This window comes from Serratia sp. 201, from assembly GCF_037027545.1.
In the GTDB taxonomy this organism is placed as follows: Bacteria; Pseudomonadota; Gammaproteobacteria; order Enterobacterales; family Enterobacteriaceae; genus Serratia; species Serratia bockelmannii.
Map to the genome: position 1 here is coordinate 22,253 of NZ_JAXCHC010000009.1, position 14,666 is coordinate 36,918.

Annotated in this window: 12 protein-coding genes, 4 tRNA genes, 1 rRNA gene and 1 other RNA gene; 2 read left to right on the plus strand and 16 right to left on the minus strand. The window is 52.8% G+C overall.

Annotated features, from left to right (window positions below; all coding sequences use genetic code 11):
* Positions 1-60 precede the first annotated feature (60 nt).
* The 13 genes from rpoB to WA302_RS25105 form a co-directional block, all read right to left on the minus strand.
* Positions 61-4,089 carry a DNA-directed RNA polymerase subunit beta gene (gene rpoB, locus WA302_RS25045; protein WP_025304938.1) on the minus strand — a complete coding sequence of 1,343 codons (4,029 nt, stop codon included), beginning with the start codon at positions 4,087-4,089 and terminating at the stop codon, positions 61-63.
* Positions 4,090-4,421: 332 nt separating this feature from the next.
* Positions 4,422-4,787, minus strand: a complete 366-nt coding sequence (rplL, locus tag WA302_RS25050; protein ID WP_004929903.1) for a 50S ribosomal protein L7/L12 — start codon at positions 4,785-4,787, stop codon at positions 4,422-4,424.
* A gap of 63 nt (positions 4,788-4,850) precedes the next feature.
* Positions 4,851-5,348, minus strand: a complete 498-nt coding sequence (rplJ, locus tag WA302_RS25055) for a 50S ribosomal protein L10 (protein WP_004929905.1) — start codon at positions 5,346-5,348, stop codon at positions 4,851-4,853.
* A 338-nt stretch (positions 5,349-5,686) separates the two neighbouring features.
* Positions 5,687-6,391 carry a 50S ribosomal protein L1 gene (gene rplA, locus WA302_RS25060; protein ID WP_019456443.1) on the minus strand — a complete coding sequence of 235 codons (705 nt, stop codon included), beginning with the start codon at positions 6,389-6,391 and terminating at the stop codon, positions 5,687-5,689.
* A gap of 3 nt (positions 6,392-6,394) precedes the next feature.
* Positions 6,395-6,823, minus strand: coding sequence for a 50S ribosomal protein L11 (gene rplK, locus WA302_RS25065; RefSeq protein WP_015376316.1), 429 nt, complete (start codon positions 6,821-6,823; stop codon positions 6,395-6,397).
* Positions 6,824-6,988: 165 nt separating this feature from the next.
* Positions 6,989-7,534 (minus strand): transcription termination/antitermination protein NusG, encoded by a 546-nt coding sequence (gene nusG / locus WA302_RS25070; RefSeq protein ID WP_004929914.1) that lies wholly within the window; start codon positions 7,532-7,534, stop codon positions 6,989-6,991.
* A gap of 1 nt (position 7,535) precedes the next feature.
* Positions 7,536-7,919, minus strand: a complete 384-nt coding sequence (secE, locus tag WA302_RS25075; RefSeq protein WP_004929916.1) for a preprotein translocase subunit SecE — start codon at positions 7,917-7,919, stop codon at positions 7,536-7,538.
* A 259-nt stretch (positions 7,920-8,178) separates the two neighbouring features.
* Positions 8,179-9,363, minus strand: coding sequence for an elongation factor Tu (tuf, locus tag WA302_RS25080; RefSeq protein WP_015376315.1), 1,185 nt, complete (start codon positions 9,361-9,363; stop codon positions 8,179-8,181).
* 109 nt (positions 9,364-9,472) lie between these two features.
* Positions 9,473-9,548: transfer RNA gene (locus tag WA302_RS25085), tRNA-Thr, on the minus strand.
* A gap of 6 nt (positions 9,549-9,554) precedes the next feature.
* Positions 9,555-9,629: transfer RNA gene (locus tag WA302_RS25090), tRNA-Gly, on the minus strand.
* 36 nt (positions 9,630-9,665) lie between these two features.
* Positions 9,666-9,781, minus strand: a non-coding RNA gene (locus tag WA302_RS25095) — RtT sRNA.
* A gap of 46 nt (positions 9,782-9,827) precedes the next feature.
* Positions 9,828-9,912: transfer RNA gene (locus WA302_RS25100), tRNA-Tyr, on the minus strand.
* A gap of 25 nt (positions 9,913-9,937) precedes the next feature.
* Positions 9,938-10,013, minus strand: a tRNA-Thr gene (locus WA302_RS25105).
* A 396-nt stretch (positions 10,014-10,409) separates the two neighbouring features.
* On the opposite strand from WA302_RS25105, the gene WA302_RS25110 reads away from it, so the two are divergent.
* Positions 10,410-10,958, plus strand: a complete 549-nt coding sequence (locus tag WA302_RS25110; protein ID WP_025304937.1) for a GNAT family N-acetyltransferase — start codon at positions 10,410-10,412, stop codon at positions 10,956-10,958.
* A gap of 219 nt (positions 10,959-11,177) precedes the next feature.
* Entirely contained in the window at positions 11,178-12,128 is a 951-nt protein-coding gene (gene coaA / locus WA302_RS25115; RefSeq protein WP_025304936.1) for a type I pantothenate kinase, read from the plus strand.
* A 48-nt stretch (positions 12,129-12,176) separates the two neighbouring features.
* On the opposite strand, the gene birA is transcribed toward coaA, so the two are convergent.
* The 3 genes from birA to rrf all read right to left on the minus strand — a co-directional run bounded on the left by birA (position 12,177) and on the right by rrf (position 14,665).
* A complete protein-coding gene (gene birA / locus WA302_RS25120) occupies positions 12,177-13,139 on the minus strand; it encodes a bifunctional biotin--[acetyl-CoA-carboxylase] ligase/biotin operon repressor BirA (RefSeq protein ID WP_025304935.1) in 963 nt (320 codons plus the stop codon).
* On the minus strand, positions 13,136-14,173 hold the full coding sequence (gene murB, locus WA302_RS25125) for a UDP-N-acetylmuramate dehydrogenase (protein ID WP_025304934.1): 1,038 nt from the start codon (positions 14,171-14,173) through the stop codon (positions 13,136-13,138). Before murB ends, birA begins: the two co-directional genes overlap by 4 nt.
* A gap of 376 nt (positions 14,174-14,549) precedes the next feature.
* Positions 14,550-14,665 (minus strand): 5S ribosomal RNA (gene rrf / locus WA302_RS25130).
* Position 14,666 lies beyond the last annotated feature (1 nt).

Here is a 14,666-nt window from a genome sequence, read left to right on the forward strand (position 1 = left end):
TGTGACCTGAACAACCACCCTCAGGCTCCCTTAGGCGGGGAGCCTGAGCCGGAATGACGATTACTCGTCTTCCAGTTCGATGTTGATGCCGAGCGAGCGGATTTCTTTCAACAGTACGTTGAAGGATTCCGGCATGCCTGGCTCCATCCGGTGGTCGCCATCCACGATGTTTTTGTACATCTTGGTACGGCCGTTAACGTCATCCGACTTAACGGTGAGCATTTCCTGCAGGGTATAAGCCGCGCCGTATGCTTCCAGTGCCCACACTTCCATCTCACCGAAGCGTTGACCACCGAACTGCGCTTTACCACCCAGAGGTTGCTGAGTAACCAAGCTGTAAGAACCGGTTGAACGGGCGTGCATTTTATCGTCAACCAAGTGGTTCAGTTTCAGCATGTACATATAGCCAACAGTAACCTGGCGCTCGAATTGCTCACCGGTACGGCCATCGAACAGCGTGATCTGACCGGAGGTCGGGATACCACCCATTTCCAGCAGCTTCTTGATTTCAGTCTCTTTCGCACCGTCAAACACCGGCGTTGCGATCGGCATACCTTTTTTCAGGTTCTCTGCCAGACGCAGCACTTCGTCGTCGCTGAAGGTGTTCAGGTCAACTTTCTGGCAAACGTCGTCGCCCAGATCGTAGGCCTTCTGGATGAACTCACGCAGCTTGGCCACTTCCTGCTGCTGCTTCAGCATCTGGTTGATCTTCTCACCGATGCCTTTCGCAGCCATACCCAGGTGGGTTTCCAGGATCTGACCGATGTTCATACGTGATGGTACGCCCAGCGGGTTCAGTACGATGTCTACCGGCGTGCCGTTTTCATCGTAAGGCATATCTTCGATCGGGTTGATCTTGGAGATAACACCCTTGTTACCGTGGCGGCCCGCCATCTTGTCACCCGGTTGGATCTGACGTTTAACAGCCAGATAAACCTTGACGATTTTCAGCACGCCCGGCGCCAGATCGTCGCCCTGAGTGATCTTACGACGCTTGGCTTCCAGCTTCTTCTCGAAGTCGGATTTCAGTTCGTCGTACTGCTCGGCCAGCTGTTCCAGCTGGTTTTGCTTCTCTTCGTCGGTCAGGCCCAGTTCCAGCCAGCGATCGCGCGGCAGCTTGCTCAGCTTGTCGGCTTCGATGCCACCGGCAACCAGCACCGCGTGGATACGTGCAAACAGGCCGGCTTCCAGGATCTGCAGTTCTTCCGTCAGGTCTTTCTTCGCCTGCTTCAGCTGCATCTCTTCGATTTCCAACGCGCGCTTGTCTTTTTCCACGCCATCACGGGTGAAGACCTGCACGTCGATAACCGTACCGGAAACGCCGTTCGGCACACGCAGAGAAGAGTCTTTAACGTCAGACGCTTTCTCACCGAAGATCGCACGCAGCAGTTTCTCTTCCGGCGTCAGCTGGGTTTCGCCTTTAGGCGTTACCTTACCGACCAGGATGTCACCGCCGGTCACTTCAGCACCGATATACACGATACCGGATTCATCCAGCTTGGAGAGCGCAGCTTCACCCACGTTAGGGATGTCGGCGGTGATCTCTTCAGGCCCCAGCTTAGTGTCGCGAGACACGCACGCCAGTTCCTGGATGTGGATGGTGGTGAAGCGATCTTCCTGCACCACGCGCTCGGAGACCAAGATGGAGTCTTCGAAGTTGTAGCCGTTCCAAGGCATGAACGCTACGCGCATGTTCTGGCCCAGTGCCAGTTCGCCCAGGTCTGTCGATGGGCCATCCGCCAGCACGTCACCGCGCTCGATTGGCTCACCCAGACTCACACACGGCATCTGGTTGATGCAGGTGTTCTGGTTAGAACGGGTGTACTTGGTCAGGTTGTAAATATCGATACCTGCTTCGCCCGGGTACATCTCGTCTTCGTTAACTTTGATAACGATACGGGAAGCATCCACGTACTGGATCACACCGCCGCGTTTGGCAACGGCGGTTACGCCGGAGTCAACCGCTACAGCACGTTCCATACCGGTACCGACCAGCGGCTTGTCAGCGCGCAGGGTTGGTACGGCCTGACGTTGCATGTTCGCACCCATCAATGCACGGTTGGCGTCATCGTGTTCCAGGAATGGAATCAGTGAGGCACCAACGGAAACAACCTGCTGGGTGGATACGTCCATGTAGTCAACCTGGTCGCGGCTGAACAGGCTTGATTCGCCTTTGCTGCGGCAGGTGACCAGGTCTTCTACGAAGCGGCCTTCTTCATCCAGGTTGGAGTTCGCCTGGGCGATAACGAAGTTGCCTTCTTCAATAGCAGACAGGTAGTTGATTTCATCGGTCACCACGCCGTCACGCACGCGGCGGTACGGGGTTTCCAGGAAGCCATACTCGTTAGTCTGTGCGTACACGGACAGGGAGTTGATCAGACCGATGTTTGGACCTTCCGGCGTTTCGATTGGGCACACGCGGCCGTAGTGGGTCGGGTGTACGTCTCGAACTTCAAAGCCGGCGCGCTCACGGGTCAGACCGCCCGGGCCCAGTGCGGAGATACGACGCTTGTGCGTGATCTCGGACAGCGGGTTGTTCTGGTCCATGAACTGGGACAGCTGGCTGGAACCGAAGAACTCTTTCACCGCCGCCGAAATCGGCTTGGCGTTGATCATGTCCTGAGGCATCAGGGTATCCAGATCGCCCAGAGACAGACGCTCTTTCACCGCACGCTCAACACGCACCAGACCTACGCGGAACTGGTTCTCGGCCATTTCGCCGACAGAGCGGATACGACGGTTGCCCAAGTGGTCGATGTCGTCCACTTCGCCCTTGCCGTTACGGATATCGATGAGCTTCTTCATCACTTCGATGATGTCGTCTTTGCTCAGGATGCCCGAACCTTCGATCTCGTCGCGCAGCAGAGAACGGTTGAACTTCATGCGACCCACCGCGGACAGATCGTAGCGGTCTTCGGAGAAGAACAGATTCTCGAACAGGCTTTCGGCAGCTTCGCGCGTTGGCGGCTCACCAGGGCGCATCATGCGGTAGATTTCTACCAGCGAGCTCAGACGATCGTTGGTCGGATCGACACGCAGCGTTTCAGAGATGTACGCGCCGTGATCCAGATCGTTGGTGAACAGCGTTTCGATGCGCTTGTGGCCAGACTGGCTCAGTTTGGCCAGCAGATCCAGCGACAGCTCCATGTTGGCTGCGCAGATCAGTTCGCCGGTATTGGTATCGATATAGTCTTTCGCGACCACTTTGCCCGCGATGTACTCTACCGGTACTTCAATGCTCTGAATGTCGTCTTTTTCCAGCTGACGGATATGACGGGCGGTGATACGACGGCCTTTCTCTACGTAGATCTTGCCGTTGGCTTCGATATCGAACGAAGCGGTCTCACCACGCAGGCGCTCTGGCACCAGCTCCATCTGCAGCTTGTTGTCGCGGATTTCGAAGACGATCTTGTCAAAGAACAGGTCGAGGATCTGTTCAGTGGTGTAGTTCAGCGCGCGCAGAATGATGGTCGCAGGCAGTTTGCGGCGACGGTCAATACGCACGAACAGGTTGTCTTTCGGATCGAACTCGAAGTCCAACCATGAACCGCGGTAAGGGATGATGCGTGCGTTGTACAGCACTTTACCCGAAGAGTGGGTTTTACCCTTATCGCTGTCGAAGAATACGCCAGGACTACGGTGCAACTGAGATACGATAACCCTCTCAGTACCGTTGATCACAAAGGTGCCGTTTTCGGTCATGAGCGGAATTTCGCCCATGTAGACTTCTTGTTCCTTGATGTCTTTGACCGTACCTTCAGGCGCTTCGCGCTCATAGATAACCAGGCGCAGTTTTACGCGCAGCGGTGCAGAGAACGTCACACCACGGATCTGGCACTCTTTGACGTCGAAGACCGGCTCACCAAGACGGTAGCTAACGTATTGCAGCTCCGAATTGCCACTGTAGCTCTGGATAGGGAAAACAGAACGGAATGCGGCTTCAAGGCCGTACTGCCCTTCTGGATCTTGCTCGATAAACTTCTGGAACGAGTCAAGCTGGATAGAAAGGAGATATGGTATGTCCAGCACTTGTGGACGTTTACCAAAATCCTTACGAATACGTTTTTTCTCGGTATAGGAGTAAACCATAGGGTTCCTCAGCTCGCTGATCAGTGACCCAATCTGTCCGTCCGATTAGGGACAGTTCATGCAACACCGTTTTGTCGACCGGAAAGCGGGAACACTTTCCGCAATGTCTCTTGCTATCACGCTTAAACCATTTCATCGCGTCTTCCCCCAGAACTCCTGGTAGTGCAAAGACCGCGGTATATTAAGTCGTCAACAGAAACAAACATTGGGAGGCGAAACCAGCAGCCAAACAGTGTGAAACGCTACTGGCGCCCTACAGCGCAAAAAGGCTGGTGACTAAAAAGTCACCAGCCATCAGCCTAAAAGACTAGGCTGCAACCGGAAAGGTTGGCTTATTTAACTTCAACTTCTGCGCCAGCTTCTTCCAGAGATTTTTTCAGAGCTTCTGCGTCATCTTTGCTCACGCCTTCTTTCAGAGCGGCTGGAGCAGATTCAACCAGGTCTTTAGCTTCTTTCAGACCCAGGCCGGTAGCGCCACGTACTGCTTTGATAACAGCAACTTTGTTAGCGCCTGCAGCTTTCAGGATAACGTCGAATTCAGTTTTCTCTTCAGCAGCTTCAGCTGGGCCAGCAGCTACAGCTACAGCAGCAGCAGCAGAAACGCCGAATTTTTCTTCCATAGCGGAAACCAGTTCAACAACGTCCATTACGGACATAGCGGCAACTGCTTCCAGGATTTGGTCTTTAGTGATAGACATAACAATTGTTCCTAAAATTCAGAAATAGTTTAAATACGTTAGCAAAGGCTAAGAAAGAGTGGCTTACGCCGCTTCTTTCTGATCGCGTACTGCAGCCAGAGTGCGAACCAGTTTGCCGGCAGCGGCTTCTTTCATGGTTGCCATCAGGCGTGCGATCGCTTCTTCGTAAGTTGGCAGCGTCGCCAGGCGGTCGATTTGCGCCGCTGGGATCAGCTCACCTTCAAAGGCCGCAGCTTTAACCTCGAATTTTGCATTCGCTTTCGCGAACTCTTTGAACAGACGAGCAGCAGCGCCCGGGTGTTCGTGAGAGAATGCAATCAAGGTTGGACCGACAAACGTGTCTTTCAGGCATTCGAATGGAGTGCCTTCAACTACGCGACGCATCAGGGTGTTGCGAACAACACGCATGTAAACGCCAGCTTCACGACCTGCTTTACGCAGTTCAGTCATTTTATCTACGGTAACGCCGCGGGAATCCGCAACAACCGCAGACAGCGCGCCTTTGGCTACTTCGCTGACTTCAGCAACAATCGCTTGTTTGTCTTGAAGATTTAATGCCATTAGCTTTTTGCTCCTGGATTAGCCGGGGAAAATCCCCCGGAACTCACTTCACTCGGCGCTTTGTAAAACGCCACGCCGAGCGGCTTAACACGGTGAGCAGAATCCAGCAAAGACATTCTTTTATAAAAAAGAAAAATTTTCTTAGGCTCTGTCACCGTCTACGCAGGAAGGATTAAGTATCTTGCGATACACCTGCGGTCTTGGACGGAGGCCTGGATAGGCCAGGCTCCAACCGAAAAATCTTTGTTTTGCCTACGGCATAGCCAGTAGCAAAACCTTGGGGCATAAGATTCTAGACAAATCTCGGCCCCAAGTCAAAGCGATAATCGCAAGTGCGATTAGTTCGCTGCAGCAGACAGACCGCTCTGATCGATAGCAACGCCAGCACCCATGGTGGTGGAGAGGCTAACTTTCTTGATGTACATGCCTTTCGCCTGAGAAGGTTTTGCTTTTTTCAGCGCAACCAGCAGGGCTTCCAGGTTTTCTTTCAGCTTGTCTGCGTCGAAATCAACCTTACCGATAGTGGTATGGATGATGCCGTTTTTGTCGTTACGGTAGCGAACCTGACCAGCTTTAGCGTTTTTCACTGCTTCAGCAACGTTCGGAGTAACGGTACCCACTTTCGGGTTTGGCATCAGGCCGCGTGGACCCAGGATCTGGCCCAGTTGACCTACAACGCGCATTGCATCCGGGGAAGCAATAACAACGTCGAAGTTCATTTCGCCTTTCTTGATCTGGTCAGCCAGATCGTCCATACCTACCAGCTCTGCGCCGGCAGCTTTCGCTGCTTCAGCGTTAGCGCCTTGGGCAAATACGGCAACGCGAACGGAACGACCGGTGCCGTGTGGCAGAACGGTAGCGCCACGAACGTTTTGGTCAGATTTACGAGCGTCGATGCCGAGGTTAACGGCAACGTCAACGCTTTCTACGAATTTAGCGGTGGCCAGCTCTTTCAGCAGAGCAACAGCTTCGGTGATGTCATACTGTTTAGTAGCATCAACTTTGTCACGGATCACGCGCATGCGCTTGGTCAGCTTAGCCATCTCTTAATCCTCCACTACCAGGCCCATGGAACGAGCGGTACCTTCGATGGAGCGAGTCATCGCTTCAACGTCAGAACCAGTCATGTCCGCAGCTTTGGTTTCTGCGATTTCACGTACCTGAGCACGGGTCACTTTACCTACTTTGTCTTTGTTCGGCTTACCGGAACCAGACTTGATACCAGCCGCTTTTTTCAGCAGAACTGCTGCTGGCGGGGTTTTGGTAACGAAAGTGAAGGAGCGATCAGAATAAACGGTAATAACAACCGGAATCGGCAGACCTTTTTCAACGCTGTCAGTCTTAGCGTTGAATGCCTTACAGAATTCCATGATGTTAACGCCTTGCTGACCCAGAGCTGGACCCACTGGTGGGCTCGGGTTCGCCATACCAGCTGCAACTTGCAGCTTGACGTAGGCTTGTACTTTCTTAGCCATTTAAATTTCCTCGGTTTGGGTAGTATCGCCTCGCAAAAGGCTCCCCGTGTTTCACCTCGCCAGACAGGCATCAGGCAAGGCATCTAAAAACAAAAGGCGCGAAATTGTAGTTCAATTTCGCGCCTTTGACAAGCGGCAACGCGCCACTCATTGCTGATTATTCGATCAGCCTTTTTCAACCTGGCTGAAGTCCAGTTCCACCGGCGTTGCACGGCCGAAGATGGAAACGGAAACTTTCAGGCGGCTCTTTTCGTAATCGACTTCTTCGACCACGCCGTTGAAATCGGCAAACGGGCCATCGTTGACGCGCACCAGCTCGCCCGGCTCGAACAGCGTCTTCGGACGCGGTTTGTCACCAACCTGCTGCAGGCGGTTCATGATCGCATCAACTTCTTTATCGCTGATAGGCGCAGGACGGTCAGACGTGCCGCCGATGAACCCCATGACACGCGGTACGCTGCGCACCAGGTGCCAGCTGGCGTCATTCATCACCATCTGCACCAGCACGTAGCCAGGGAAGAATTTACGCTCGCTCTTGCGACGCTGGCCACCACGGATTTCAACCACTTCTTCCGTAGGCACCATCACTTCGCCGAACAGCTCTTCCATATCGTGCAGTTTGATGTGTTCACGCAGCGATTGCGCTACGCGACCTTCAAAACCGGAAAACGCCTGAACGACGTACCAACGTTTTTTTGGAGCTTCAGACATTTTAGAACCTCAGGCCAGTAATAAACGACACCAGACGGACCAGAATACCATCCAGTCCCCACAGAATCAGTGACATCACGGCGGTTACCGCGGCAACGATCAACGTGGTGTGTAGCGTTTCCTGACGAGTTGGCCAAATCACTTTACGTACTTCGGTACGCGCTTCGCGGGCAAACGCAACGGTGGCTTTGCCTTTGGTGGTCATCAGAGCCACTGCACCTGCAACGGCGATGATCAGCACAACTGCCAGCGCGCGCAATGGCAGGCTTAAATCACGGTAGTAATAGTTACCGACAATAGCCACAACCAACAGAACGGCGACGATCAGCCACTTTGCCGCTTCCAGGCCGCGTCCGCTCCCTTGAGCCTCGGTATTCGCACTCATAAACCAACCTGTCACAATGATGATTCAGAACAAACAACTTTGCCTCGCATTGCGAGGCAAACCAAACCGATCGGATACCGCAATAGCAATATCCCGGTGTTTTACGCCATGACGTATTCAGTCAATACGGTTTAAGAGCCCATCTCACCAATGATTATGACTGCAAAATCGCTGATGAGATAGGTTCTAGTTCACAGCGTAGAAAAAGGGCATCAAATGATGCCCTTTTACCGCGTGTCGCGTCAAACTTTATCAGCGATTAAGCGATAACTTTAGCAACAACGCCTGCGCCAACGGTACGGCCGCCTTCACGGATTGCGAAACGCAGACCGTCGTCCATCGCGATTGGGTGAATCAGGGTGACAACCATGTTCACGTTGTCGCCTGGCATTACCATCTCTACGCCTTCTGGCAGTTCGATGGTACCGGTCACGTCAGTGGTACGGAAGTAGAACTGTGGACGGTAGCCTTTGAAGAATGGCGTGTGACGACCACCTTCATCTTTGCTCAGGATGTACACTTCAGATTCGAACTGGGTGTGCGGCTTGATGGAGCCTGGTTTAGCCAGTACCTGACCACGTTCGATTTCTTCACGTTTGATACCACGCAGCAGAACACCTACGTTCTCACCAGCACGGCCTTCGTCCAGCAGTTTGCGGAACATTTCAACGCCAGTACAGGTAGACTTAACGGTGTCTTTGATACCAACGATTTCAACTTCTTCGCCAACTTTGATGATACCGCGCTCAACACGACCGGTAACAACGGTACCACGACCGGAGATGGAGAATACGTCTTCGATTGGCAGCAGGAACGGCTTGTCGATAGCACGCTCTGGCTCTGGGATGTAGCTGTCCAGGGCTTCGGCCAGTTCGATGATTTTCGCTTCCCACTCAGCTTCGCCTTCCAGCGCTTTCAGCGCGGAACCGCGGATCACTGGCAGGTCGTCGCCTGGGAAGTCGTAAGCGGACAGCAGTTCGCGAACTTCCATTTCTACCAGTTCCAGCAGCTCTTCATCATCAACCATGTCGCATTTGTTCATGAATACGATGATGAAAGGAACGCCAACCTGACGACCCAGCAGGATGTGCTCACGAGTCTGAGGCATTGGGCCGTCAGTCGCAGCTACTACCAGGATCGCGCCGTCCATCTGAGCAGCACCGGTGATCATGTTTTTCACGTAGTCGGCGTGCCCTGGGCAGTCAACGTGCGCGTAGTGACGAGTCGGGGTGTCATACTCAACGTGAGAGGTGTTGATGGTGATACCACGAGCTTTTTCTTCTGGCGCGTTATCGATCTGGTCGAAAGCACGTGCAGAACCGCCGTAGGTTTTAGCCAGAACGGTGGTGATCGCTGCAGTCAGGGTAGTTTTACCGTGGTCAACGTGGCCGATAGTACCGACGTTAACGTGCGGTTTTGTACGTTCAAACTTTTCTTTAGACATCGATTGTCCCTCTAAGACACGGATAAATCGGTGGTATCACCACATCAACCAAGCATTTGCTCGTTGAATCCAGAACAGAAAGAAAATCAGGGGGCGAGAAATTAAGAAGTGGTGCTGATAGGCAGATTCGAACTGCCGACCTCACCCTTACCAAGGGTGCGCTCTACCAACTGAGCTATATCAGCACATCTTGGAGCGGGCAGTGGGAATCGAACCCACATCATCAGCTTGGAAGGCTGAGGTAATAGCCATTATACGATGCCCGCATCCTGGAACTCGGCTACCTGATTTTTCTGTAGAATTTTGGGATGGAGCAGGACTATTCATCACTCGCTTCGCATCCTTCGGGCCGGCTGCGCCTTGCGCTGCACAGCTCGAACCTTGCCGAAGGCTTTCGCCCTCTCCTCCCGCCATCAACCGCTGCGGTATTTATCGCATCTCAGTTAATCGCCGAAGGCAAGATTTGGTGGTGGGGGAAGGATTCGAACCTTCGAAGTCTGTGACGGCAGATTTACAGTCTGCTCCCTTTGGCCGCTCGGGAACCCCACCAGATTTTAACTACTTGTGACTTGAATGGTGCCGGCTACCGGAATCGAACTGGTGACCTACTGATTACAAGTCAGTTGCTCTACCTACTGAGCTAAGCCGGCATCAAGTGCAGCGCATTCTAGGTAGAGCGGACGGCCTATGCAACAAAAAAATTGCTTTACGCGCACTTTCGCTCACAAATCAGTCAATTTTGCATGCTGTCATGCAATTCGCAGCCTGCGGCGTGCAAACATTCATCACTTGCGGCAATCATTCTCTACAATTTTATCCACTTTTTGCAAGCATTGAGAGCCCCTTTCTCCGTGTCGGGCTTCTCAAAACACGTAACCTGCGTCGGTAAACCGTGAGCGGGATCGATGCACCAAAAAGAGGATCGCTGCCCAGGTTCGTGGCGTGAACTACACTTATTGCTCGCTCTTTCGCCGTGGCTATGCCTTTCGTCGTTCTGGCGCAGTTATTGCTTATCTTCATTACCCCCATCTCTGGAGGAATGACCGATGAAAATAGTGCCTATCAACGCCGCTACGCTCCCGATTTATCGCGATGAATTGGCTCGCCTGTTGACCGATGCGGTCACCCACGGTGCTTCAGTGGGCTACGACACCTTAATCCCGCATGAAGACGCCGAGAGTTACTTCCACAGCCTGCGTCCCGCCTTGGCCAAAAGCGAGCTGCTATTGTGGATTGCCCGCGACGAACGCGGCGTCGTTGGCACCGTGCAACTCGAGCTCTGCCAGAAACCGAATGGCCGTAATCGTGCGGAGGTGGTGAAGCTATTGGTGCATAGCCGCGCTCGCCGCAACGGCGTAGGTCTGGCGCTGATGAAGACGTTGGAGCAGGCGGCACTGCAACAGCAGCGCGGGCTATTGTACCTGGATACGCAGGCTGGCTCAGCGGCTGAAGCGCTTTATCGCAGCCTGGGTTATCGCTGTTTGGGCGAGCTACCGGATTATGCAGCGGGCCCCGATGGGCATTATCATCCGACCGTCATTTATTACAAACGTCTATTCACCGTAAACCAACCTTCGCGCGCCATTGCCTGCTAGCCTTCAGGCGGTATCCGGCCCCGATGATACCGCCTTGCAACCCCGCCTTATCAACTGCGCGCCGCTTCGCACAATTGACATAAACTGCTGCCTATCGACAACTTTTGCGAAAAAAGTCTACGCCAAAAACGAAGCTGTCTATAATATGCAGCTTGTTTATTCTCTGGAGTTGGCGTCCGGCGCCTTTCCCAACCTGCGTTAACAGGCAGAATTTGGCTTATGATAAAAAGAGATCAATCTTTAGCAACGCCTTACCTACAGTTCGATCGTACCCAATGGGCTGCGTTGCGAGATTCGGTGCCGCTGACGTTATCGGAAGAAGAGATCGTTAAGCTGAAAGGGATTAACGAAGATCTCTCGTTGGAAGAAGTTGCGCAGATTTATCTGCCGCTGTCACGACTATTGAACTTCTATATCAGTTCCAACCTGCGCCGACAGGCGGTGCTCGAGCAATTCCTCGGCACCGACGGACAAAAAATTCCCTATGTCATCGGCATCGCCGGCAGCGTAGCCGTAGGTAAGAGCACGACCGCACGTCTGTTGCAGGCATTGCTGAGCCGCTGGCCGGAACACCGCAGCGTTGAGTTGATCACGACCGACGGCTTCTTGCATCCTAATAAGGTGCTGAACGAACGCGGCCTGATGAAGAAAAAAGGCTTCCCGCAGTCTTACGATATGCATAGCCTGGTGAAATTCGTGTCAGAAGTGAAATCCGGCGCCAAACGCGTTACCGCTCCGGTTTATTCTCATTTAATCTATGACGTTGTACCTGAGGGTAATAAAGTCATCGAGCAACCGGATATTCTGATCCTGGAAGGGCTTAACGTATTGCAAAGCGGTATGGATTACCCGCACGATCCTCATCGCGTATTCGTTTCCGATTTTGTCGACTTCTCCATATATGTCGATGCCCCGGAGACGCTATTGCAAAGCTGGTATATCAATCGTTTCCTGAAATTCCGTCAGGGCGCATTTTCCAATCCCGATTCTTATTTCCATAACTATTCAAAATTGCCGGAACCGGAAGCGATTAATATCGCTACACAATTGTGGAATGAAATTAACGGCTTGAATTTGCAGCAGAATATACTACCTACCCGCGAACGCGCCAGCCTGATCATGACCAAAAGCGCCAACCATGCCGTTGAAAGCGTGCGCTTAAGAAAGTAAGACTACCGATCGCTCAAGGGGACGGTAACGTCCCCTTGGTTGCGCTCGCTATTCTGCACTGCGCAGCGATATCTCTCCGCCGATAAAGGGTTTGATCTCCCCATCTTGTTCCAGCAGCAGTGCCCCCTGCGAATCGATGCCTCGTGCGATCCCTACAATCTGCCGCTCACCAATCAGCAGTTTGACCGGTCTGTCGATAAAATTATCCAACGTGCGCCAACGACCAATGAATGGCCCCAGCCCATCTATCTCGAATTGTTTTAACGACTGCCGCAATTCATTGAGCAAAGTAGCAGTCAGCTCATTACGATCGATGTTAATGCCGGCTTCTTGCAGGTTGATCCAACCTTGGTTGATCCCCCCGGCATTGGTATCCCGCATCGCCAAATTAATGCCAGCACCGATGACCAACTGAGCCGCATCGCCAGTTTTTCCTGTCAACTCGACCAGGATCCCTGCCAATTTGCGATCATTCAGGTAGAGGTCGTTGGGCCATTTTACTCGCACGTCTTTAGCACCAAGGCGCTGCAAGACCTCCGCCATCACCATGCCGATCACCAGGCTCAGCCCCATCGCCGCAGCTGGCCCCTGTTCCAATCGCCAAAACATCGACAGGTATAAATTGGCGCCAAACGGCGAAATCCACTGGCGCCCACGACGACCGCGGCCAGCCAGTTGATACTCAGCGATGCAGGCGTCGCCAGATTGTAGTGTTTCGATACGATCCAGCAAATATTGATTGGTAGAGTCGACTACCGGCAACACGGTAACGCGTTTGTCGTCCAACCCTTTTAGAATGCGTTCCGCCTCCAATAGCGGCATGGGGGCAGGCAAGCTGTACCCTTTGCCAGGCACGGTAAAGACATCCAGCCCCCACTCGCGAATGGTTTGAATATGCTTATTGATCGCAGCACGGCTCATGCCGAGTGACTCACCGAGGTGTTCCCCGGAATGGAATTCGCCGTCGGCCAACAACGCGATCAGTTTTAACGGAACCTTGGTATCTTTCATGACAGCACCGCCACGGCATTCAGCTCACCGGTCGCGCCAATAAAGCGCACCTCAGGCTCCAACCACACACCGAATTTATCGGCCACCGTCTTGCGTACGTGGCGCGCCAGCGCCACCACATCCTGGCTGTGGGCATTGTCGATGTTCACCAGCACCAGCGCCTGCTGGCGGTGTACCGCAGCACCACCGATGCGATATCCTTTCAGCTCGCATTGGTCGATAAGCCAGCCGGCGGCCAGCTTCACCTGACCATCCTGCTGCGGATAATGCGGCATGCCAGGATATTTGGCGACGAGTTCTGCGGCTTTCTCTGCGTTCACCAAAGGATTCTTGAAGAAGCTGCCGGCATTGCCGGTTTCGCGCGGATCGGGCAGCTTGCTGCGACGCATAGCACATACGGATTCAAATACCTGAAGCGGCGTCACCGTGGTGGGCTCCAGCTTGGCCAGATCGCCGTAACTCAATTTGGGTTGCCACTGTTTGTTGAGACGCAGACCCAGCCCGACAATGACATGCCCAGTTTGGAAACGGTGCTTGAAAATGCTTTCCCGGTAGCCAAAACCACACTCGGCAGCCGGGATGCGATCGATAGCGCCGGTAGAGAAGTCCAGCAAATCGACATACTCGCAGACGTCTTTCAATTCGACGCCGTAGGCGCCGATGTTCTGAATAGGGGCGGAACCGGCCAATCCAGGGATCAACGCCAGGTTTTCCAGGCCGCAGATCCCAGCCTGCAGCGTATATTGCACCAGGTCATGCCAATTTTCACCGGAGCTGACGTGGAGATACCAGGCATCGTTATCTTCTCGAACATCGATACCCTTCAACTGATTGACCATTACCGTGCCCGAGAAATCCTCCAGGAACAGCACGTTGCTACCTTCACCGAGAATCAGCAGCGGCTCCTGACGCTTGCGCGTTTGTTGCCACACCTTGAGCATCAGCTCAATTCTATCGGCCATGATCAGGTGCGCTGCGTTGACCGGGAGCGCAAACGTATTGTGGTTTTTTAAAGACGCGCTTTCAGTAGACATAACGTTCAGTACCTATACGGAAATAATCTTTCGCCTAGTCTACTCGATTCGAGGCGTCTGGCTAATATTTGTTTTAATTAACGTGAAATTTATCGAATAATACACTAAAGAATTAAGATTTATCTTTGATATAGCCAGATATTTCTTATCAACACATTAATAAATAGGCATTTTTATTATTTAAATAATAATCTGAAGCTATCAATTATATATTAATCTGGCTATTTCTCTGGCAAAAAACATTATTATTCCTTATAAGAATAAGCTACATATGCCAAAAAGGTATTTTTCAAAGTAATAGATACAGCCAGTATATTTATTTTACGCATAGCAAAAAGCCCTGAACGTCAGTTCAGGGCTTTCGGCTTTATTTGATGCCTGGCAGTGTCCTACTCTCGCATGGGGAGACCCCACACTACCATCGGCGCTACGGCGTTTCACTTCTGAGTTCGGCATGGGGTCAGGTGGGACCACCGCGCTATTGCCGCCAGGC

What these genes read in the sequence shown, in the direction of transcription:
- rpoB (WP_025304938.1), bottom strand. Translation starts at nt 4,089, where the DNA reads ATGGTTTACTCCTATACCGAGAAAAAACGTATTCGTAAGGATTTTGGT.
- rplL (WP_004929903.1), bottom strand. Translation starts at nt 4,787, where the DNA reads ATGTCTATCACTAAAGACCAAATCCTGGAAGCAGTTGCCGCTATGTCC.
- rplJ (WP_004929905.1), bottom strand. Translation starts at nt 5,348, where the DNA reads ATGGCATTAAATCTTCAAGACAAACAAGCGATTGTTGCTGAAGTCAGC.
- rplA (WP_019456443.1), bottom strand. Translation starts at nt 6,391, where the DNA reads ATGGCTAAGCTGACCAAGCGCATGCGCGTGATCCGTGACAAAGTTGAT.
- rplK (WP_015376316.1), bottom strand. Translation starts at nt 6,823, where the DNA reads ATGGCTAAGAAAGTACAAGCCTACGTCAAGCTGCAAGTTGCAGCTGGT.
- nusG (WP_004929914.1), bottom strand. Translation starts at nt 7,534, where the DNA reads ATGTCTGAAGCTCCAAAAAAACGTTGGTACGTCGTTCAGGCGTTTTCC.
- secE (WP_004929916.1), bottom strand. Translation starts at nt 7,919, where the DNA reads ATGAGTGCGAATACCGAGGCTCAAGGGAGCGGACGCGGCCTGGAAGCG.
- tuf (WP_015376315.1), bottom strand. Translation starts at nt 9,363, where the DNA reads ATGTCTAAAGAAAAGTTTGAACGTACAAAACCGCACGTTAACGTCGGT.
- WA302_RS25110 (WP_025304937.1), top strand. Translation starts at nt 10,410, where the DNA reads ATGAAAATAGTGCCTATCAACGCCGCTACGCTCCCGATTTATCGCGAT.
- coaA (WP_025304936.1), top strand. Translation starts at nt 11,178, where the DNA reads ATGATAAAAAGAGATCAATCTTTAGCAACGCCTTACCTACAGTTCGAT.
- birA (WP_025304935.1), bottom strand. Translation starts at nt 13,139, where the DNA reads ATGAAAGATACCAAGGTTCCGTTAAAACTGATCGCGTTGTTGGCCGAC.
- murB (WP_025304934.1), bottom strand. Translation starts at nt 14,173, where the DNA reads ATGTCTACTGAAAGCGCGTCTTTAAAAAACCACAATACGTTTGCGCTC.